The organism is Nocardia sp. JCM 34519.1 (assembly GCF_020361265.1).
GTDB lineage: Bacteria > Actinomycetota > Actinomycetes > Mycobacteriales > Mycobacteriaceae > Nocardia > Nocardia arthritidis_A.
Genome location: NZ_JAIRBR010000004.1, coordinates 209,993 through 231,434, shown reverse-complemented (window position 1 = coordinate 231,434; position 21,442 = coordinate 209,993). Strand labels below are relative to the sequence as shown.

The window sequence follows — 21,442 nt, the reverse complement described above, 5'->3', positions numbered from 1 at the left end:
CACCGGCCGAAAGATCGGTGAATTCGTGTCGATTCAGACCAGCCAGGCGGCCGTGTCGGGCGGCAGCAGACCGCCGTCCAGCGGGGCGCTGGCCAGGATCACCGTGCCGGGCGGCAGCGCCACCGCGGCCGGGGACGCGTTGAGCACGCAGATCAGGCCGCCGGGTCTGCGGAAGGCGAGGCAACCGGGCGGGCTGCCGTACCAGTCGAGTCCGGGACCGGCGAATTCCGGTCGCACACCGCGCAATTCGATCGCCGCCCGGTACAGCGACAGCGTCGAACCCAGCTGCTCCAACTGTCGCTCCACCGTGAGCTCGGCCCAGGACGGCGGCAGCGGTAGCCACGGCTGCCCGGTGGTGAATCCGAACGGCGGCTCGCCTCCCTCCCACGGAATCGGCACCCGGCAACCGTCCCGGCCGCGAATGGTGTGCCCGGACCGCTCCCACGTCGGATCCTGCAGCACCGCCTCCGGCAGATCGTCGACGTTCGGCAGGCCGAGCTCCGCCCCGTTGTAGATGAAAACCGCACCGGGCAAAGCGAATTCGACCAGGGCCATGGCCCGCGCCCTGGCCAGGCCCGCTAGGCCGCCGCCGTAGCGGGTGACCTCTCGGTCGACATCGTGATTCGACAGCGTCCAGGTGGGGTTCGCGTCGACGGTGGCCACCGCGGCCAGCGAGTTATCGATCGCGCCGCGCACCGAATCGGCATCGAACGGCGTCTCCGCCAACCGGAAATTGAAGGCCAGATGCAGTTCGTCGGGGCGCAGATATTCGCCGAAGCGGTGGTTGTCGTCCACCCACACCTCGCCGATCGACACCGCGTCGGGATATTCGTCGAGCACCTTGCGGATGCGGCGGTGGATCTGGTGCACGGCGGGATTGTTGAACCGGGGATCGTCGTCATCGATGTGGGTGAGCTGGCCCGCGGGGACGTCCACCATATCGGGCAGGCCGTCGGGCTTGGCCATGCCGTGCGCGACATCCAGCCGGAAACCGTCGACGCCGCGATCCAGCCAGTACCGCAGCGTCTTCTCGAAATCCTGCCAGACCTCCGGATTGTCCCAGTTCACGTCCGGCTGTTCGGGGGCGAAGATATGCAGGTACCACTGGCCCGGTCTGCCGTCGGCCTCGGTGACCCTGGTCCAGGCCGGGCCGCCGAAGATGCTCGGCCAATTGTTCGGTGGCAGTGCGCCGTCCGGCCCTCGGCCGTCGCGGAAGATGTAGCGAGACCGCTGCGGACTCCCCGGCGGCGCGGCCAAAGCCTCGATGAACCAAGGATGTTCGCTACTGGTGTGGTTCGGCACCAGGTCCATGGTCACCTTGATGCCGCGGTCGTGCGCCTCGGCGATCAACTCGTCCAGCGCGGTCAATCCGCCGAACATGGGGTCGATATCGCGCGGGTCCGCCACGTCGTAACCGCCATCGGCCATCGGCGACCGCATGACCGGGCAGATCCACAGCGCGTCGACACCGAGCAGCTCGAGATAGCCGAGCTTGTCACGCACGCCGCCGAGATCGCCGATCCCATCACCGTTCGAATCGGCGAACGATCTGGGATAGACCTGATAGAACACGGCCGACCGCCACCACGACTGTGCTTGGCGATCCACCGGCGCCGGCACGGCAGATGTCTGTGTCACAGTCGTTATATTGCCAGGGCGCACCGACAAATTCCCGCATCGTCAGCAAACTTGTCCGGTTTCCGCAAATAACCAGCATTCCCGGGTGTCAAGCCGAAAACCCTAGGGGCATCGGGTTACTCGGCCGAAACGGCACCGCGCGACACCGCCAGCAAATTCATGATCGCTCGGCGCGTCGCCAGCAAACAAGTCCCTCCGCGACCGGAATCCGCCCCGCACAGGCGGATCGGCACAGTCAGAAGGGCGAGTTGACCAACGAGTTGGCCGCCATCTCCAGGTAATCGAGCAGCGCCCGGCGATGCTGATCGTCCAGTACATCCGGCTCGATCTCGGCGACCGCGATCCGCATACAGCGCAGCCAGGCATCCCGCTCGAGCGGACCGATCTTGAACGGCATATGCCGCATGCGCAGGCGCGGATGGCCGCGCTCATCGGAATAGGTGCGCGGACCGCCCCAATACTGTTCCAGGAACATCCGCAACCGCCGCTCGGCCGGACCCAGATCCTGCTCCGGATACAGCGGGCGCAGCAGCTCGTCGGCCTTCACCTCGCGATAGAACGCCGCGACGAGCCGCCGGAACGTATCCGCACCGCCGACCGCGTCATAGAACGACGTAGCCGTTTGTTCACCCGAAGTCATTAGGCCCTTTCTGTTTGGCCGTTCTGTTTTGGCCGCGCTTCGCGCGGCGTGTTCGCCGCCCCGGGGAGTCTCGCGTCTCAGCGGTCGAGACTCGCGCCTTCGGCGCATGCGCTTCGACCGCTGAGACGCGAGACGGGCGGCGAACGTCGCTCGTAAGACTCGCTCCCGAGCTGGTTGCGTCGGATTCGAACCTCGCCCCTGTTCATTGTGCTCTGTTCAATTGGTTGGGCTCGAGTGGCCGCCTGGTGAACGTCACGCGGGCCGATTGAATGTGGGCGAGACCACAGCGGTCGGCGGTACAGTCGGAGGGGTCGGCAACACTCTCGCGATTGCCTGCGGAGCGGGGTCGGCCGGTCAGTAGGGGATTCGGGATTACGAACCAGCGGCTCTTCAACCAAGGTTCACCGGACATTGCGCGAAATCACCGTGCATTCCCCGCCGTTCCATGGTCAACTGGGTGGCAGTCTCTGCCCGAATACCACATGATCCTGCCAATCATGAAACTGAGGTCCAGATGAAGCAGCGGCACGGCGCCAAGTCACATGAGGCGCGCACGCATCGACAACTCCAGCCCGCCGACGTCCACAATCGTGGGTCGGGGGCTACTCCGCTGCACATCTTGTCCGATCATTATCCCGGCGCCCAACACGGGCAGCCCGAACATCGCACCACCCCGCAGGCCGGAACGACGCACACCAGTTGGTTGAAGCGCCGGGTGCTGCTGTTGAACGCCACCTACGAGCCGCTCACCGCTCTCTCCGCCCGTCGCGCGGTAGTCCTGCTCATCTGCGACAAGGCCGACGCCGTCCACCACGACCCCGAGGGTTCCGTGGTCCACTCGGCCGGGTCCACCGTCGCGATTCCGTCCGTGATCCGGCTGCGCACCTACGTGCGCGTCCCCTATCGGGCCCGGGTTCCGATGACCCGCGCCGCCCTCATGCATCGCGATCGCTACCGCTGCGGATACTGCGGCGGAAAGGCCGAAACCATCGACCACGTCATCCCCCGCAGCCGCGGCGGCGAACACTCCTGGGAAAACTGCGTCGCCAGCTGCGCGCCCTGCAACCACCGCAAGGCCGACAAACTGCTCAGCGAGCTGGGCTGGACCCTGCATTCGCCGCTGGTGTCCCCGAAGGGCCCGCACTGGCGGCTGCTGTCCACCACATCCGAGCTCGACCCCGTCTGGTTGCAGTACCTCGGCGAGGGCGCGGCCTGACGTAGACTCCGTCCCCAAGTCTTGTCAGCAAGGGGGGCGCGGTGCGCTGGTACGTCAAGCTCGGGATGATCGGTGCGGTCGTCCTACTTCTGGCGCTCATCCCATTGGGGTTCTATGTGCGCGAGGCCGTTCGTGGCGAACATTGCCCCGCGGACAGCTCCGGCCTCATGTGCTATCACGGCGAGCTTGTCACCTATCGAGAACTCCGCATGAAGCAGCACACCGAACGTCGACTCCTCCGGGTGTCGGCGGCCGCGGGCGGAATCGGCGTCGCGATGATCGGCATCGCGGGCTTCGAGTCGTATCGCGCTCGGCGGCGCGGCAGTGCGTCGGCGACCGGGCTCACGGGTATTCGTTGACCAGGACCGCCCAGGTGCCGGGTTCGAGTGCTTCGAATACGTGCGGGACGTCGGCCGGATACAGGATGTAGTCGCCGGGGCCCAGCTCCACCGGGTCATCCATCAGGCCGACCAGGGCGCGGCCCGCGGCGACCATCACATGTTCGAGCACCCCTGGCATATGCGGCTGGGAGCGGCGGGCATGTCCGGGTTCGGCGGTGATCCGGAAGATATCCCGGCGCGAGTTCGACATACCGGCCGCCAGCAGCGTCGCCTGGTAATCGGCGTGTTCGGCGGCCACCACGCGGCCCTCGCCCGAGCGGATCACCTGAACGCTGGGGCGCGGTGGATCCAGCAGCCGGGAGAACGGGATGTCGAGTGCGACGCAGAGCGCCCACAGCGTCTCGATACTCGGGTTGCCCGTACCCGATTCCAGTTGGGACAGCGTGGATTTCGCAATACCGGCGCGATTGGCCAGTTCGGTGAGCGAGATACCGGCGCGGACGCGTTCGCGCCGCAGCGAGGTGGCGATGACCGCCTGTGGGCTCTGCTGCGCGGTCTCCGGTTCGAACCGGGCCACCGGGGCATAGCGATCCGCCGGAACCCATTCGTCGTCGCCCACATACCCTCCCGCCACGGTGTGAATCGCTCAACAGGAAACCATATTGACGAATCCGATCGCCATGTTCACTATAAACAACATGCGTTCGATATGGCGAACACTCGGCCGCGACGCCGTCACCGGTATCGGGGGCGTCCTGCTCGCGGTCGGTGTGATGGGAGTTTCCTACGGAGCGACGGTGGTCGCGTCCGGACTACCCGTCTGGCTACCTATCGTCCTCAGCTACATCGTGCTCGCGGGCGGCGCCGAATTCCTGTTCACCGGGATCATCGCATCCGGCGGCAATCCCATTGCCGCTATGTTCGCCGGGCTCCTGGTCAATGCCCGGCACCTGCCGTACGGATTGTCGGTGCCCGATGTCGTCGGTACCGGCTGGCGGCGGCTGATCGGCATCCACGTGATGAACGACGAAGCCGTGGCGGTGGCGCTGGCGCAGCCGGATCCGGAACGCAAGCGCGCGGCGTATTGGCTGTGCGGGTTGGGGGTCGGCGTGGTCTGGCCCGGCGGCGCCGCGATCGGCGCGCTCATCGGAGCGCTGGTGCCCGATACCGGGGCGCTCGGACTGGACGCGGTATTCCCCGCGATACTGCTGGCCCTGGTGATACCCGCGTTCCGCGATCGAATCACGTTGCGCGCGGCGCTGTTCGGCGCGGTCGTCGCCGTCGCGGCGGCGCCTTTCGTACCCGCCGGGCTGCCGGTGTTGCTAGCCCTGTCCGGCCTGCTGGTCGCGGCATGGGAGCTCACCCGCCCGAGCCGTATCGCGGAAAAGGTGGCGGCACAATGATGTTGGCGATCGGCATGGTCGCGCTGAGCCTCGGCACCTATGCGTTCCGCTGGGCCGGTCCGGCGCTGCGCGACCGGATCCGCTTTCCGGAGCGCGCGGTGCGGCTGCTGGAGATCGGCGCCATGGTGCTCCTCACCGCGCTGGTCGCGGTGACGACAATTCCCACCGGCACAGGCAAATTCGGCTTCGCGCTACCGGCGGGCGTCATCGTCGCGGGCGTGCTGGCGGTGCGGAAGGCGCCGATGCTCGCGGTGATCGTCGCGGCGGCGGCAACGACGGCGGCGCTGCGCCTGTGCGGCGTTTCCTGACAGCGCCACCGTAAACCGCTGCCGCCCAGCATCTTTGCGGACTCAGTCGAAGGTGTTGAAGGTGTCGCAGCTGTCGGGGTCCGGTTGCGGCGACACCGCCGCCAGCCAGCAGGTGATGCCGTGGATGAAGCCGGAACTGCCGGTGCCGAGGTTCGTCAGCAGATCGCCGCTACCCGAGGAACTGCCCGACGCCGAACCGCTGGCCGCATCGGCCAATGGGGCGGTCGGAACTACGAAAGCGGCCGCCACCAGCGCGGTAGCGGCCGCCGAACGAATGCGCATATCACTTGCCTCCCTCTGGATTCCGGCCGTGCCGCGCGGTAGACCAGCGGCCGGGATCCAGCCAGGGAGTCTAGCGTCCCGAACGTTTGGGGGGCCGAATACACGCGCAACTGGGGAAATCAGCCCCAGTTGCCGCAGGGTGCCGAATCCGGCTGCGACATAATGTTTTTCAATAGGCAGATAATGCTCTTGCTGAAAGTGGCACTACCGGAGGCGGATCCGGTAGCGAATTGGGCGCTGCCCGAGGCACTTCCAGAGGACGAACCGGTGCCCGCATTCGCCATCGGCGCCACCGCGATCAGGCACGCCACGGCCATCGCCGTACCGGCGACAGACCTGCTGAACTTCATGAAAACCTAACCCTTTCACTGCATTCCGCCCCCGTCGCAGCGAGGTTAGTTGCGGACCATGCCGCCACCCAGCCCTGGTTTCCGATGCCCCGAATTCAATGGGCACGCGGTGCGGATTTCGTTGCGCAGCTTGGTAACCGGAGGCTCAGCTCGGAAACAGCGGAATGGCGCCGCCGCGGCGGCGGGCCACCGAACCGTAGCGGGCGTCCAGGCGCAGCCAGGTCTTGGTGGCGCGCACCCGCACGATCTCGTCGGCCGGAATGCGCCGCGCCACCGCCCGCTCCCCCGCATGCGGGATGAAATCCATCGCGGTGAGCGCGAATACCACCCGCATCGGCACCCCGACCTCCATGCCCGCACCGGAGACGGTCAGCACGGTCTGCTCGAGCAGCGAGGCGGGCGGACCGTGCCCGCTGCCGTGCTCCTTGGCCAGCCGCGCACCCTGCTCGGCCAGTTCGACCAGGGTGCGCGCCGGCACATCGTCGACGTGCACGAAGCCGTCGACCGGCGGCAGCGCGCCCCGCCACGCCGAATCCATCGAATACCCGAGATCGATCGGGCTGCCCGAACCCAAACCGGCCAGCACCAGGTCGGCCCCGACGGTGACATCGTCGACGCCGAGTTCGGCGACCACGGTGCGCACCGCGAGCGCCTCGAAACCCGTTGCCACCCAGGCCGATACGTACCGATCCCCGCGGCGGCGCAACCGGATCACCGCCGCGGGATCCAGCCGGACGGCCCTGGTCAGAAAGGTGGCCAGATTCTCCCGTTCGGCCGGATCGGACACATGCAGCACCCGCTGCTCTGCCATCACGAACGCGCAGTGATCAGTCGGGCATCCACTCGCTCAGATATTCACGTTCCGGACCGGTCAGCCTGCGCAACCGCTGCGTCTCGATATCGAACGCGGCCATCTGCGTCGACGCGATCACCGCCGGCGGCGAATCCGGTGCCGCGCCATTGGCCCGCACCTCGTAGCCGACGGTGAAGTCGACCGCCCGCAGCTGCTCGATCCACATCGCGATATCGAGCGGGGTGTCCTCGTGGCGGAGCTGGCCGCGGTAGCGCACGCGCAGATCGGCCAGCACACATCCGTTTCGCAGTGCGGCGGTCGGGCGTCCGTCGTCGAACAGCCACGGGATCCGCGCCTCCTCCAGCAGCGTCACCATGCGGGCGTGATTGACGTGCTGGAACACGTCCATATCCGACCACCTGATTTCCACCTTGGCGTGAAACCGCTTGGGTAGCACGATGCTGCCACCCTGTGCCTTCCCGTGACCGTTCAGCGAACCGACATCCGTCAACGTGGTACCTCCGACTGGGCGCCCACCCCGCTCACCATGCTCCGCACCTGCCGCGCCGCAACGGACAGCGTGGCGAGATCGTGGGTTCCGGACTCGAACAACTCCGACAGCGCGGCCCTGGCACGCCCGAGCCGAGACTGGTTCTTCGACTCCCAGTATGCAATCTTCTCGTCGGCGGTCTCCTCCGGGTCTCCCGCGGAGAGCACGTCGAGGGTGAGCGAGCGCAGCGAACCGTACATATCGTCGCGCAGCGCGAGCCGGGCCAGCGAATGCCAGCGGTCGCCGCGCTCCAGGTGGCTGACCGCCTGCAACAGCCAGTCGATCTTGAGGTGCTCGTTCAGCGCGTAGTACAGCGCGCCGACCTCGTCGCCGGAGCGATCGGTGATATCCGCGATATCCAGCACATCCAGCAGCGGGAACAGGTTGAGCAGCCCGAACACCTCGGTGGCGAGGTCGGTCGGCGCACCGCGAGCGATCAGCTCGGCCGACTGGGCGGTCAGCGTCGACACATGGTGTCCGCGCAGCCAACCCGGCACCTTGGGCGCCAATTCGCGCACGCCGCGGCTGTACCGGTTGATCTCCGCGCCCACCGCGATGGGCTGCGGCCGGTTGGACAGCAGCCATCGCGAGGCCCGGTCCAGCGTCCGCTTGGTCTCCAGCTCCAGCGAATCGCGCACCCCGGTGGAGGTGTCGGCGGCGCGGATGCGGGCCCACATATCCTGCAGATCGAAGATCTCGCTGGCCGCGGCGAAGGCGCGCACCGCATCGGTGGTCGTCGCGCCGATCTCCTCGCTGAGCCGGAAGGCGTAGGTGATGCCGCCGTAGTCGACCATCTCGTTCACCAGCATGGTGGTGACGATCTCGCGGCGCAGCCGATGCCGTTTGATCGCATTGCTGAACCGATCCCGCAGCGGTGTCGGGAAGTACTGCGGCAGCCGGTTGGCGAAATACGCGCTGTCCGGCAGGTCGGCGGCGAGCAGATCCGCCTTCAGCGAAAGCTTCACGTGCGCCATGAGATTGGACAGTTCCGGCGAGGCCAGCCCGGAGCCCTCCGCCATCCGGCGCTGCATCTCCGACTCCGACGGCAGCGCCTCCAGCTCGCGATCCAGGCCGCGCCGCGCCTCCAGATCGTCGATCAGGCGCATGTGCACGTTCAGCATATCCGGTGCGTCGGTGCGCGAGATGCCCATCAGGAAGTTCTGATTGACGTTGTCCTGCAACACCATTGCTGCGACCTCGTCGGTCATCGAGGCCAGCAGCGGGTTGCGCTCCTCCTGCGGCAGCAGACCGCTGGAGACGACACCGTCGAGCAGGACCTTGATATTGACCTCGTGGTCGGAGCAATCGACACCGGCCGAGTTGTCCAGCGCGTCGGTGTTCATCTTGCCGCCGCTGCGGCAGAACTCGATCCGGCCGAGCGCGGTGGCGCCGAGGTTACCGCCCTCACCGATCACCTTGACCCGCAGCTGATTCCCGTTCACCCGGACCATATCGTTGGACTTGTCGCCGACATCGGCGTTGGATTCGGTGGACGCCTTGATGTAGGTGCCGATACCGCCGTTCCACAGCAACTGCACCGGAGCCAGCAGGATCGCGCGCACCAGCTCGGGCGGTGCGAGCGCGGTGACATCGTCGGCCAGCCCCAACGCTTTTCGCGCCTGCGGGCTGATCGGCACGGATTTGACGGTGCGATCCCAGACGCCGCCGCCCTCGGAGATCAGCGACAGGTCGTAATCCGCCCACGACGACCGGGCCAACCCGAACATCCGCTGCCGCTCCCGGAACGACACCGCCGCATCGGGATTCGGATCCAGGAAGATGTGCCGATGATCGAACGCGGCCACCAGCCGAATGTGCTCGGACAACAACATTCCGTTGCCGAATACGTCACCGGACATATCGCCGATGCCGACCACCGTGAAATCCGTGGTCTGCGTGTCGATATCCATCTCCAGGAAGTGCCGCTTCACCGACTCCCACGCACCCTTGGCGGTGATGCCCATCGCCTTGTGGTCGTAGCCCGCCGAGCCGCCCGAGGCGAACGCGTCGCCGAGCCAGAACCCGTACCGCTTGGCCACCTCGTTGGCGATATCGGAGAACGTCGCGGTGCCCTTGTCGGCGGCGACCACCAGGTAGGTGTCGTCGCCGTCGTGCCGCACCACCCGCGCCGGCGGCAACACCCGGCCCGTCGCGTGATCGACGTTATCGGTGATATCCAGCAGACCGGAGATGAAGGTGCGATAGCAGTCGACGCCCTCGGCCCCCAACGCCTGGCGGTCGGCCACCGGATCGCCCGTCGCGGCCGGTGGCTGCTTCACCACGAATCCGCCCTTGGCGCCGACCGGCACGATCACCGCGTTCTTCACCGCCTGCGCCTTGACCAAACCCAGGATCTCCGTACGGAAATCCTCGAGCCGGTCCGACCAGCGCAACCCGCCACGCGCCACCGGACCGAATCGCAGATGCACGCCCTCCACCCGCGGCGAATACACGAAGATCTCGAACTGCGGCCTGGGCTTGGGCAATTCGGCGATTGCGTGCGGTTCCACCTTCACCGAGACGTAGCCGCGGGATGTGCCGTCGGCGTCGGTGATGTAGTAGTTGGTGCGCAGCGTCGCCTTGATCAGGCCGAGGATGGCGCGCAGGATGCGGTCGGCGTCGAGGCTGACCACCTCGTCGATGCGGGCCCGCACCCGGGTCTCGAGTTCGGCGGCGTGATCGGCCGAATAGGTATCCGGATCGAACCGGGCCGCGAACAGGTCGACGAAGAGCCGCGCGACATCCGGATAGGTGAGCAGCACCCGCGAGATGTTGTACTGGCTGTACGGAAAGTCGGCCTGCTGCAGGTATTTCGCGTATGTGCGCAGGATCGACACCGCGCGCCACGGCAGCCGGGCCCGCAGCACCAGCTCGTTCAGCCCATCCGCCTCGGCCCGCCCGTACCAGACCGCCTCGAACGCCTCGATGAACCGCTCACGCAGCCCGCGCACCTCGGCCTCCAGGGCGTCGGCGCGGGCGGATGCTTCGAGTAGTTCGGCGTCCAGATCGCGATCCAGCGCGCTGCGCAGCAGCTCCGGTCGCGCCAGCAGGCCGAAATCGTAGATCCAGCGTTCGACGGTCTGATCACTGCCGGGCAGCGGATCCAGCTTCAGCTGGTACGGCCGTTCGTCCACTACCTCGACGCCGAGGCTCTGCAGCACCGGAAGCACCTGGCTCAGCGATACTCCGGTGCCGCCGATGTAGAGGCTGAACCGCCATGAGCCGGGCGCGGAATCCGGTCTGCGGTACAGGTATTGGTCGATCGAGCCCTCGGCCAGCCGCTCCAGCCGGACGATGTCGACCAGTGCGCGGCCGGGTTCGAAATCCTGTTTGTAGCCCTCCGGGAACGCGCCCGCGTACCGCTCGACAACGCTCGGGTCGAGCACGGTCGAGGTGCTCACCTCGTCGGACAGGTGGTCGTCCCAGGTGCGGCTGGCCTCGGCCAGCAACTCCTGAATGCGCAGCCGGTTCACCTCGGAGGTATCCGCGGTCGGGGCGGCGAACCGCGGCGTGCCGTATTCGGCCTCCGGCATCCGAACCGTGAAATACACGCTGGCGAGCTCGCTTTCGCTGACCCGCGCCGAGTAGTCGATGGAGACGCCGCCGAGCTCGCGCACCAAAATGTCCTGCATCTCGAGCCGCACCCGCGTGGTGTAGCGGTCGCGGGGCAGATACACCATGCATGCGACGAAACGCCCGTAGCTGTCCGAGCGCATGAACAGCCGAACCTGGCGGCGCAGGCCGACATTGAGCACCGCGGCCGCGGTGCGGCGCATGGTCTCGACATCGGAGGAGAACAGTTCGGTGCGCGGGAACGACTGGATGATCTCCAACATCGCCTGCCCGGAGAAGGATTCGAGATCGAAGCCGCTCTCCTCGATCACCGAGCGCACCCGCCGCTCGATCACCGGAATGTCGAGCACGTTCTCGTGCACCGCCGTCACGGTGAAGACGCCGATGAACAGGTGCTCGCCGATGATCGCGCCGGAATCGTCGACATCTGCGACACCGACGAAGTACGGGTACACCGAGCGGTGCACGGTGGCGGGCACCAGGCCCTGGGTGAGCATCAGCAGCGGACGGTCACCACTGTTGACCGGCACCCGGAAATCGGTGCCGACACCGGGACGCAGCACGCCGAGGCAGGTGCCCGGCATCGCGTTCGAGGTCTCTTGGCCCAGTTCGGTGGTCAGCCGGTAGCGGGCGTAGCCGAGTACGGTGAAGTTGCCACTTGCCAACCAGCGCAACAGATTCGCCGTATCGAGCAGATCGGTCTCGTCGAACGGCGAGGTGCCGGATTTCGCGCTCTCCTCCAGGTCCGCGGCCAGTTGGCTCTGCACCGCCGTGATGGCCTCGGTGTCGTCGATGACCTGGCGGACGTCGGCGACCACGTCCGGCATGGCCGCGGCGACCCGGTCGAGCAGCGCCCGGCTGGTGGACGGATGCAACTGCAGATGCATCCAGGACTCGCGCAAACCGCCGTTGCCGTTGCCGTCGACCTCGTGGGCCGCGGCGTGGATCAGCTGTCCGGCCGCATCGCGCTCGACCTCGAAGATCGGATGGATCACCTCGCTGACGCTGACGCCCATCCGGCTCAGCGACGAGGTGATCGACTCCACCAGCAGCGGCATATCGTCGGTGACCAGTTGCACGGCGGCGCCGAGGCCGGAGCCGTCATCCGGGTGGTACACCCGGACCAGCGACTTGCTCGCCTGCCTGGTCATGGCCAGCTCCAGGTGCCGCCGGAAGATCTGGGTGATCCCGGTGATCGCGCAGTCCACATCGCCCGCGTCGACGTGGCGGAAATACGCCTCTTCGAGCGTCGCGAGCTCGCCGCGCAGCACCTGCGGCAAGCTCGCGGCCCACGCCGCGCTGGACAATTCGGACGAGACCGTCATTTTTTCGCCTACTCCTCGGATATCGGTTCCGCAACAAAGTGACGCCGGTCCGAGAGTAGCTGTGTGCCGGTGGCGCGGGGGTGAAAACCCTTCTAATCCTGGGTTGTTCACGCGACCGCACGGTTCGCCCACGGGTAGCCGTGATCACGGAATGATCTCGGCGCCACAGCGATCGGACCGCCGGATGTCAGGTGAGTGCGTCTGGGCGCCCGGGCGGCGGCAACGGCGCCGATCCGGCCTCCGGAATCAGCTCCGTGACGATGGGTAAAGCAATGACCTCACCGGACACGGCTGATTGCTCGGACTGCGCCTTCGCATTCACCTCTCCACCCTAACGAGATCTACGGAGAAGTGTGGCCGTCTCGTGACATGAACTGTCTTGCCTACGGGACGGTTCGGCGATCGATGCGGCGGAGCGCACGGGGCGCTCCGCCGGTCCGACGGATCAGTCGCGGGTCAGCTTGCGATGCGTAACCCGGTGCGGCCGAGCCGCTTCCGGGCCCAGACGCTCGACCTTGTTGGCCTCGTACGCCTCGAAGTTGCCCTCGAACCAGAACCACTTGGCATCGTTGTCCGAATCGCCCTCCCACGCCAGGATGTGCGTGCAGGTGCGGTCCAGGAACCAGCGGTCGTGCGAGATGACCACGGCACAGCCCGGGAAGTTCTCCAGCGCATTCTCCAGCGAGGAAAGGGTTTCCACGTCGAGGTCGTTGGTCGGCTCGTCGAGCAGGATCAGGTTGCCGCCCTGCTTGAGGGTCAGCGCCAGGTTCAGCCGGTTGCGCTCACCACCGGAGAGCACGCCCGCCGGCTTCTGCTGGTCCGGGCCCTTGAAACCGAATGCGCTCACGTAGGCGCGCGACGGCATCTCCTGCTGACCGACCTCGATGAAGTCCAGACCGTCCGAAACCACCTGCCACACCGTCTTCTTCGGGTCGATGCCCGCGCGGTTCTGGTCGACGTAGCTCAGCTTGACCGTCTCACCGATCTTCACCGTGCCGCTGTCCGCCTGCTCCAGGCCGACGATGGTCTTGAACAGCGTGGTCTTACCGACACCGTTCGGCCCGATGACGCCGACGATGCCATTGCGCGGCAAGGTGAACGACAGATCCTTGATGAGCTGACGGTCGCCGAAACCCTTGTCCAGGTGCTCGACCTCGACCACCACACTGCCCAGGCGCGGGCCCGCCGGAATCTGGATCTCCTCGAAATCCAACTTCCGCATCTTCTCGGCCTCGGCGGCCATCTCCTCGTAGCGGCCGAGACGGGCCTTGTTCTTGGCCTGGCGGGCCTTGGCGCCGGAACGCACCCAGGCCAGCTCGTCCTTGAGCCGCTTCTGCAGCTTCTGGTCCTTCTTGCCCTGCACCTCGAGGCGCTCGGCCTTCTTCTCCAGGTAGGTGGAGTAGTTGCCCTCATACGGGTAGGTGCGGCCGCGGTCCAGCTCGAGGATCCAGCCCGCGACATTGTCCAGGAAGTACCTGTCGTGGGTGACCGCGAGGACGGCGCCCTGGTACTGGGCCAGATGCTGTTCGAGCCAGTTGACGCTCTCCGCGTCGAGATGGTTGGTCGGCTCGTCGAGCAGCAGCAGGTCGGGCTTGCTGAGCAGCAGCTTGCACAGCGCGACCCGGCGGCGCTCACCACCGGAGAGCTTGTTGACCGGCTCGTCCGGCGGCGGGCAGCGCAGCGCGTCCATGGCCTGCTCGAGCTGGGAGTCGATATCCCACGCGTCGGCGTGGTCCAACTCCTCCGACAGCTTGCCCATCTCCTCCATCAGCTCATCGGAGTAGTCGGTCTCCATCAGCTTGGCGACCTCGTTGAAGCGGTCCAGCTTCACCTTGATCTCGCCGAGGCCCTCCTCGACATTGCCGCGGACCGTCTTCTCCTCGTTCAGCGGCGGCTCCTGCTGCAGGATGCCGACGGTGGCACCGGGGGCGAGCCAGGCGTCACCGTTGTTCGGCTGGTCCAGTCCCGCCATGATCCGCAGCACGCTCGACTTACCGGCGCCGTTCGGACCGACGACGCCGATCTTGGCGCCGGGAAGGAAGTTCAGGTTGACATCGTCGAGCACGACCTTGTCGCCGTGCGCCTTACGAACTTTCCTCATTTGGTAGATGAACTCAGCCATATCCTCACCCTATCCATTCCGCGCCGTGCGGACGCATCCGGGCAGGGTGCATCCGTCCAGCTACGCAGCCGTTTTCAGTCATTGGTCACCGTCTCCCCCACGCTCGTTGTCTCCCGCACCGCGCTCGCCGGAATCCGCGTCGGGCCGTGGCGGTTTCCGCCGGGCCGAACATTGCGTCCGTCGCGGCATGGGATCGTTCGTCGCTCGACGGGATCAAGTGAGTGTAGATACGCGACGCGGGTGCCGGATCAGCGTGCCCCACGAACTCCGCCAACTCCCGAAACGGACCGCACCGGCAAGTTGGTTCGACATATAAATATGCCGGATCCGACGCCGCGCGTACCTGATTGCGGACGGGCTCAGGCCTCGACGGGTGCGGGAGTGTCGGCGGGTTCGGGCTCGGTGTCCGGCGGCGCGATATTCGCCGACTCCCCCTGCGCGACGCCGTTGACGCCCGCCCGGTAATCGGCGCCCGCACCGTCATGGGGATTGCGCCGGGTGACCTGGGCGGTGCAGCGGGACAGGTCCGGGCCGACCGCGTATGCGCGCAGTTCCAGGTCGCGGCGGGAGCCGCCATCCCTGGTGGTGTATTCGTAGCTGCGCAGCTGGCCGTACGCGATGACCGGATCGCCGCGCCGCAGCGACGGCTCGACTCCGGCGCCGAGCCTGCGCCAGCAGGTGACCGTCACGAACATCGCGCCGTGCTCCAGCCACTCCCCCGTGCCGTAATCGAGGCGGCGCGGGTTGCTGGCGATCCGCATGGTCACCACGTGCTCGCCATTGCCGATGTCACGCCGGACCGGCGTTGTCACCACGTTGCCGACGATCGTCACAAATGTCTCGTACACGGTTATGCCCCTTCCCATTTCGGTCCGAGCCCGCATCCCTTCGGCGGGGACCGCTCCAGCCTGCGGCACGCGGCGGCCGATTGGACCGGTCGATTCGGAAATGGGGATAACTTTCGTGTTTGTGGACATCTTGCGCTTCAGACGTCCACATGCCGGATCAGACGGTGATGTCGGCGGCGCGCGGCAATTCCGCCACACTGGTGCCGACGTGCACCGTGAACGTGCCCGGCTCCACCCGCCAGCCGCCGTCCCAGTGCGCGAAGGCTCGCCGCGGCACCGTGATCAGCACCTCCCGCGCGGCGCCGGCGGGCAGTGTGACCGTCGCGAATCCGGCCAGCCAGCGCACCGGACGGTCCACCGCGGAATCCGATCGCGAAAGATACGCCTGCACCACCTGCTTGCCCTCGCGAATTCCGGTGTTGCGCAGCAGTACTCGAATATCGAATGCCCCGTCGGTACCTGGCGTGACGGTGATATCGCCCAATTCCCAAGAGGTATAGCCGAGCCCGTGCCCGAAGGGGTACGCGGGCAACCGATTCGATTTCAGCCAGGCGCGATAACCGATGTGAATGCCCTCGGCGTAACGCAGCACGCCGTCGACCGGTGTGGTGGACAGCACCGGAACATCGGCCTCGGCGGCGGGCCAGGTGGTCGGCAACCGTCCGCCCGGCTCGCGCCGCCCGAGCAGCACATCGGCCAGCGCATTGCCGAGCTGCTGTCCGCCGAACCAGGTGAGCAGCACGGCGGCGACTTCATCACGCCACGGCATCAGTACCGGCCCACCGGAATTCACCACCACCACGGTGCGCGGATTCGCGGCGGCGACCGCACGCACCAACTCATCCTGTGCGCCGGGCAGCGCGAGGGTAGTCCGGTCGAACCCCTCGCTCTCGGTCTGCGCGGAGGTGCCGACCACCACGACCGCTACATCGGCGGCCCGCGCCATGGCCGCGGCATCGGCGAGCGCGGCGGCCGGGTCGGTGACGGCGGTCTCGGTTCCCAGCGTGACGACGACCAAACCCATTGTCGCGCTGCTATTTTCGATTTCCTGATGAACCACGACGGCGAGCGGGCGGCCGCTGTCGGTGATCACCGGCGCCGATGCGACGCCGGGCGTGAACAGCGCGGCGCCGAGCGCCTCCCCGGTACTGGTGAGCACGGTGTCGAATACGATTTCGCCGTCGACGGTGAGCTCGGTGCGGCCGATGCCCGCGACGCCGAGCCGCACCGCCGCCGGATCATCCGGTCCCGGAAGGTAATTCGTGGACAATTCGATCGCCGCGGCTCCTGCGGGAACCTGCCCGAGGTACACCAGTTGCGCGGCGCGGCGATGTTCGGTGCGCAGTTCCGCACCATCGGCGTCGAGGAACCGCGCCCGCAACCCCGGCTCTCCCGTCACCGGATCGGTCATGGTCGACAGCGGCAGCGGGTGGATGCCCGTCTGCACCGGAACGCCCGGATGCACCGTGATTTCGGTATCCGGCAGTGCGGCGCGCAGCCCGTCGACCGGGCCGATCACCTCGTCGGGTACCACGGTCGCGCTGCCGCCGCCCTGCGTCCGCGGATAGACGGCGGCCTCGCCGATGATCGCGATCGAACCGGGCGCCGAACCCGCCCAAGGCAATTCGCCATCGTTGCGGAGCAGCACCATACCCGCCGCCGCCACCTCGCGGGCCACCGCGAGACCGTCGACCGCCGGTTCCGGACGCGGCTCGACCGGATCGAGCGCACCCACCCGCACGGCCAAACGCAGCAGCCGCAACACCTTCCGGTCGATCGCCGCCTCGGGCACCGAACCATCCCGCACCGCCGCAACGAGCTTCGCGCCCCACGGACCCTCCGGGCCCGGCATGGCCAGATCCTGATCGGCATTGGCCGCGGCCGCGGTGCTGCGCACCGCCGTCCAATCCGAAACCACCACACCGTCGAAGCCCCATTCGGTGCGCAACGGCGTTGTCAGCAGCGGATTTTCGGACATGGTCACGCCGTGCACCGAGTTGTAGGCCGACATCACCAGCCAGGCGCCCGCGCGCACCGCGGCCTCGAACGGGGCCAGATACAGTTCGCGCAGCGCCCGCTCATCCAGGTCGACGTCGACGGTGAAGCGGTCGGTCTCGGAATCGTTGGCCACGTAGTGTTTCGGCGTCGCCGCGACGCCATGCCGTTGCACGGCGGCCACATACGCGGCCGCGAGTTCGCCGGTGAGCAGCGGATCCTCGGAATACGCCTCGAAATGCCTGCCGCCCAACGGGGTTCGATGCAGGTTGATGGTCGGGCCGAGCACGACGTGCACACCCTTGCGGCGGGCCTCGGCGGCCGATGCGGCACCGTAGCGGGCGGCGAGGCCCAGATCCCAGGTGGCGGCGAGCGCGGTGGCCGACGGCAGGTTGAGCGAGGGATCGCGCTCGTCCCACACCGGGCCGCGCACCCCGGACGGCCCGTCGGACAACGTCATCGAGCGCAGGCCGATGGCCGGTTCGGCCGCGGTGGACCAGATATCGGCGCCGGTCAGCAACCGCACCTTCTGTTCCAGCGTGAGCTTGCCGACCAGCGCGCCCAGCGCCGGATCCGTCGTCTCGGGCATCGGTGCCACTCCTCGGATCGTCGAACGATGACGGCGCGGACCGCCGCCAGCAGCCAATCTACGCCCGAGCTATCGGTCAGCGACCCTTAGCAGACGGCACAGCAGACGCTAAAGTACGCCTACTTCGGTGTTGGCTCCGCAGAGCACGATCACCGGCCGCTCGCCCTCGGCAGGCACGTACACCCCGCTCTGTATCGCCGCGAGCGCGGCCGCGCCGGAGTATTCGACGACGATCCGGAACTCGCGCCACAGGTAATCGCGCGCGGCGGCGATCGCGTCATCGGTCACCAGCAGTGAGCGAACCCCGTAGCGCCGTGCGACATCCAACGCGATCTCCCCGATCCTGTTGGCTCCCAACGTATCCGATGTGATGCCCGATACGCCGACCTCGACCGGGCGGTCCGCCGACAGCGCCGCGTGCAGCGTCGGAATCCCTTCCGGCTCAACGCCGATCACCTGTTGACGCCGGCCAAGCGCCGCCGCGACCCCCGCCAGCAAACCACCACCGCCGACCGCGAGCAGCACCGGCGGCCGCCCCCGCACCTGCTCCTCCAGTTCCAGCCCGATCACACCGACGCCCGCGACCACTGCGGGCAGGTCATAGGCATGCAGCTGCAACGCTTTTCGCTGCACCGCCAGCTCGTCGGCGTAACGCGACGCCTCGGCGTAGGTGGTGCCGTACCACAGCACCTCGGCCCCGTGCGACCACATCGCGGCCACCTTGGTGTGCGGCGCGGACTCGGGGACGACCACCGTGCAGGCCTTGCCGAGGACGGCGGCGGCCAGCGCGGCCGCGATACCCGCGTTGCCATCGGAGGCGATCACCACCTGGTCGGCGCGATCAGCGGATTCGAGCAGCGCGTTCAGACTGCCCCTGACCTTGAAAGTGCCGCCGTGCTGGAGGTATTCGAGTTTCAGCGTCACCGGGACCGGACCGTATGGCCCGCGCACGGTGGTGTGGAATACGGGTGTTTTGCGGATGTGTCCGGCCAGCCGTTTGCGGGCCGCGCGCACATCGGATCGATACACCCTGGCCGGGCGCGCGATCGTGCTGTTCACGGTGTCCGTGATCCCTCCCTGGTTACCCAAGCCGCCCGACCCTGGTCAGAACCGGCGCCTCAATTGCGCACCTCGCGGTCCCGCTTGGCGAGTTCGGCGAACATCGCGTTGTGCGCGGCGAGTGCCGCGTCGTTGTCGCGGTCGGCGGCCCGGTCGGTGCGGTCGGCCAGGCGTTTGTCGCTGCGCGACCATTGGATGAGCAGCGCCAACATCACGACGACGAGTGGCACCTCGCCGCTGGCCCAGGCCAGGCTGCCGCCGGTGCGCTGATCGCCGAGCAGGTCACCGTTCCAGCCGAGCCCGAGACCGCGGAAGAACCAGTCGCCCATCACCGTGGTCATGCTCATCAGCGCGATACCGAAGAAGGCGTGGAACGGCAGCGAGCCGAATACCATGCCGAGCCTGGTGAGCGGTTCCACCTGACGCGGCTTCGGATCGACGCCGATCACCACCCAGTAGAAGAGGTAGCCGCTGAGCAGGAAGTGCAGGTTCATCAGCAGATGCGCCGCATGCGAATTCACGAACTGGCCGTAGATCCCGCCCAGATATAGCGCATAGAAACCGCCGACGAAGATGACGGCGGCCACGATCGGATGGGTGAGGAAACGCGAATACGGGTTGTGCACCATGGCCAGCAGCCATTCGCGCGAGCCCGGCACGCCGTCCCGTCCCGCCGCGGGCAGCGCCCGCAGCGCCAGGGTCAGGCCGCCGCCGAGCGCGAAGAGGATCGGCGCGAGCATCGACAGCGCCATGTGCTGACCCATGTGCACGCTGAACATCGCGGGCGAGTACCGGCCAACACCGGAGGACGTCGCGAAAAGCAGTACCGCACAGGCAGACAACCACGCGATGGTCCGGCCGACGGGCCATGCGTCGCCACGCAATCGCAGGCGGCGGACCCCGAGCAGGTAGAGCACCGCGAGCACGATCGACAGCGTGCCGAAGATCAGATCGAACCGCCAGTCGAACAGGATGCGCGCGACCGTCGGCGGGCCGTCCAGGTTGTAGCCGAGTTCGACCTCGGTGGGCGTCGGTATCGACTTCGGCGGCGGAGGCGGGGTGCGACCGAGGCCGACCGCGAGCCCCATGGTTGCCGCGAAGATCAATACCTCGACGCCGCCGAACCGGATGAGCGCGCCGCGGTCGGTGGGGTCGGCGGCCAGCGCGGGCAGCGAGGCGCGGCGCTGCTGGTAGCCGATCAGGCCGAGGATCACCAGCGCCGTGGCCTTGGCCAGCACCAATCGGCCGTATGTCGTGGTGAACAGGTCGTCGAGCGGCACTCGGACCCACGAATTGATCACACCGCTGATCGCGATGGTGACGAAGGCGACGGTGGCGACGCGGGAGAAGCGGCGCGCCGCGATATCGGTGTGTTTGCCGCCACGCATCGCGTAGGCGAGCACGGCGAACAGTCCGCCCACCCAGACCGCGGCCGAAATCAGGTGCAGGATCAGGCTGTTCGTCGCGACGTCGTGGGATCCGCCCGAGGAGGAATGGCCCGTCAAGGCCAGTGGCATCATCGTGATGATCGCACCGCCGAACAGCACCGGGGTCCAGCCCCAGCGCAGCGCCAACCGGCAGCCGACCGCGACGACCAGCGCGAAAACAGCTGTGGTGCGCCAGGCTTCGGCCAGCGCCACCTGGTTCACGGCCCGCCACAACTGTTCCGGCCGCCAGATCTGACTCACCGGTTGTCCTGTGGTGTCGGACACGGTGAGCGGGACGAGCAGAGCCGCGCAACACGCCCACAGCAGTGCGGTATTACCCGCTCTGCGCACGGCGCGATATCCGCCCACGTCGAGCAGCCCGTCCCGCTGCGGGGGCGCCAAAAACGCGGCGAAAAGCAGTGATCCGACGGTGAGCGCGCCGGACAGGTCGGCGAGCGCGCGCATCGCGGGCAGCCCATATGTGGTGAGCGAGCCGGGGTCCGGAATGCCGAGCAGAGTCAGCGCCTGAGCCGCCGAAAGCCCGACGACCAGCGCGGCCACCACCCCCGCGATGGCCAGTGCCAGCACCGAGAGGACGGCGAACGCCGACGCGGAACCCGGCCGCGCCGCCGCGGCATCCTGTTCTACTGGCGGGTCCTGCGCTGACGACATGGGATCGAGCCTAGTTCGGCCGATATTCCATAGCCCGGCCGGGTTTGGGCCGATAGTCTGGGATGCGATCGAGGCCCGACGGAGGCCAACGAGGTGGCTGGAATGTTGCTAACGCGAAGAACCTGACAATCTGGACGGTCGCTATAATTGCCTTGCTGGACAGCACGGCCGAACTCGGTCATGGTGGAACGCGTTGCCTCCGTAGCTCAGTTGGATAGAGCAAGGGCCTTCTAATCCCTAGGTCGCAGGTTCGATTCCTGCCGGGGGCACTCCATTCCGCGGGCGAGCTCTGCTCGCGGAGGGCGCTCGCC

At 67.3% G+C, this 21,442-nt stretch carries 17 protein-coding genes and 1 tRNA gene; 6 read left to right on the top strand and 12 right to left on the bottom strand.

Going from position 1 to position 21,442, the window contains the following annotated elements; all coding sequences use genetic code 11:
• Positions 1-33 precede the first annotated feature (33 nt).
• On the bottom strand, positions 34-1,638 hold the full coding sequence (locus LGY53_RS13070; protein WP_374111171.1) for a glycoside hydrolase family 13 protein: 1,605 nt from the start codon (positions 1,636-1,638) through the stop codon (positions 34-36).
• 235 nt (positions 1,639-1,873) lie between these two features.
• Positions 1,874-2,278 carry a globin gene (locus LGY53_RS13065; RefSeq protein ID WP_225726948.1) on the bottom strand — a complete coding sequence of 135 codons (405 nt, stop codon included), beginning with the start codon at positions 2,276-2,278 and terminating at the stop codon, positions 1,874-1,876.
• Positions 2,279-2,897: 619 nt separating this feature from the next.
• On the opposite strand from LGY53_RS13065, the gene LGY53_RS13060 reads away from it, so the two are divergent.
• Positions 2,898-3,494 (top strand): HNH endonuclease, encoded by a 597-nt coding sequence (locus tag LGY53_RS13060; RefSeq protein WP_374111170.1) that lies wholly within the window; start codon positions 2,898-2,900, stop codon positions 3,492-3,494.
• A gap of 41 nt (positions 3,495-3,535) precedes the next feature.
• Entirely contained in the window at positions 3,536-3,853 is a 318-nt protein-coding gene (locus LGY53_RS13055; RefSeq protein WP_225726946.1) for a hypothetical protein, read from the top strand.
• On the opposite strand, the gene LGY53_RS13050 is transcribed toward LGY53_RS13055, so the two are convergent.
• Positions 3,837-4,412, bottom strand: a complete 576-nt coding sequence (locus LGY53_RS13050; protein WP_225727211.1) for a helix-turn-helix domain-containing protein — start codon at positions 4,410-4,412, stop codon at positions 3,837-3,839. The genes LGY53_RS13055 and LGY53_RS13050 overlap by 17 nt on opposite strands.
• Before the next feature lie 121 nt (positions 4,413-4,533).
• Between LGY53_RS13050 and LGY53_RS13045 the strand changes: the two genes are divergently transcribed.
• Positions 4,534-5,238, top strand: a complete 705-nt coding sequence (locus LGY53_RS13045; RefSeq protein WP_225726945.1) for an AzlC family ABC transporter permease — start codon at positions 4,534-4,536, stop codon at positions 5,236-5,238.
• On the top strand, positions 5,235-5,546 hold the full coding sequence (locus LGY53_RS13040) for an AzlD domain-containing protein (protein WP_225726944.1): 312 nt from the start codon (positions 5,235-5,237) through the stop codon (positions 5,544-5,546). The genes LGY53_RS13045 and LGY53_RS13040 overlap by 4 nt, the downstream gene beginning before the upstream one ends.
• Before the next feature lie 42 nt (positions 5,547-5,588).
• Here the strand turns inward: LGY53_RS13040 and LGY53_RS13035 are convergent, their stop codons facing one another.
• Positions 5,589-5,828, bottom strand: coding sequence for a hypothetical protein (locus LGY53_RS13035; RefSeq protein WP_225726943.1), 240 nt, complete (start codon positions 5,826-5,828; stop codon positions 5,589-5,591).
• A gap of 183 nt (positions 5,829-6,011) precedes the next feature.
• Here LGY53_RS13035 and LGY53_RS13030 point away from each other — a divergent pair, with 183 nt between their 5' ends.
• Positions 6,012-6,188 carry a hypothetical protein gene (locus tag LGY53_RS13030; RefSeq protein ID WP_225726942.1) on the top strand — a complete coding sequence of 59 codons (177 nt, stop codon included), beginning with the start codon at positions 6,012-6,014 and terminating at the stop codon, positions 6,186-6,188.
• A gap of 135 nt (positions 6,189-6,323) precedes the next feature.
• Here the strand turns inward: LGY53_RS13030 and LGY53_RS13025 are convergent, their stop codons facing one another.
• The 8 genes from LGY53_RS13025 to LGY53_RS12990 all read right to left on the bottom strand — a co-directional run bounded on the left by LGY53_RS13025 (position 6,324) and on the right by LGY53_RS12990 (position 21,131).
• On the bottom strand, positions 6,324-6,989 hold the full coding sequence (locus tag LGY53_RS13025; RefSeq protein ID WP_225727210.1) for a hypothetical protein: 666 nt from the start codon (positions 6,987-6,989) through the stop codon (positions 6,324-6,326).
• Between the two features lie 16 nt (positions 6,990-7,005).
• Entirely contained in the window at positions 7,006-7,464 is a 459-nt protein-coding gene (locus LGY53_RS13020) for an acyl-CoA thioesterase (RefSeq protein WP_374111178.1), read from the bottom strand.
• A 14-nt stretch (positions 7,465-7,478) separates the two neighbouring features.
• A complete protein-coding gene (locus LGY53_RS13015) occupies positions 7,479-12,419 on the bottom strand; it encodes an NAD-glutamate dehydrogenase (protein ID WP_225726941.1) in 4,941 nt (1,646 codons plus the stop codon).
• Positions 12,420-12,864: 445 nt separating this feature from the next.
• The gene (gene ettA, locus LGY53_RS13010) at positions 12,865-14,541 is read right to left on the bottom strand and encodes an energy-dependent translational throttle protein EttA (RefSeq protein WP_225726940.1); all 1,677 of its coding nucleotides are present in this window, start codon (positions 14,539-14,541) and stop codon (positions 12,865-12,867) included.
• A 359-nt stretch (positions 14,542-14,900) separates the two neighbouring features.
• Positions 14,901-15,389 carry a single-stranded DNA-binding protein gene (locus LGY53_RS13005; RefSeq protein ID WP_225726939.1) on the bottom strand — a complete coding sequence of 163 codons (489 nt, stop codon included), beginning with the start codon at positions 15,387-15,389 and terminating at the stop codon, positions 14,901-14,903.
• 157 nt (positions 15,390-15,546) lie between these two features.
• The gene (locus LGY53_RS13000) at positions 15,547-17,973 is read right to left on the bottom strand and encodes a beta-glucosidase (RefSeq protein ID WP_225726938.1); all 2,427 of its coding nucleotides are present in this window, start codon (positions 17,971-17,973) and stop codon (positions 15,547-15,549) included.
• 108 nt (positions 17,974-18,081) lie between these two features.
• Positions 18,082-19,032, bottom strand: coding sequence for a threonine/serine dehydratase (locus LGY53_RS12995; protein ID WP_225726937.1), 951 nt, complete (start codon positions 19,030-19,032; stop codon positions 18,082-18,084).
• 59 nt (positions 19,033-19,091) lie between these two features.
• Positions 19,092-21,131, bottom strand: coding sequence for a cytochrome c oxidase assembly protein (locus LGY53_RS12990; protein ID WP_225726936.1), 2,040 nt, complete (start codon positions 21,129-21,131; stop codon positions 19,092-19,094).
• Between the two features lie 195 nt (positions 21,132-21,326).
• Between LGY53_RS12990 and LGY53_RS12985 the strand changes: the two genes are divergently transcribed.
• Positions 21,327-21,400: transfer RNA gene (locus LGY53_RS12985), tRNA-Arg, on the top strand.
• Positions 21,401-21,442 lie beyond the last annotated feature (42 nt).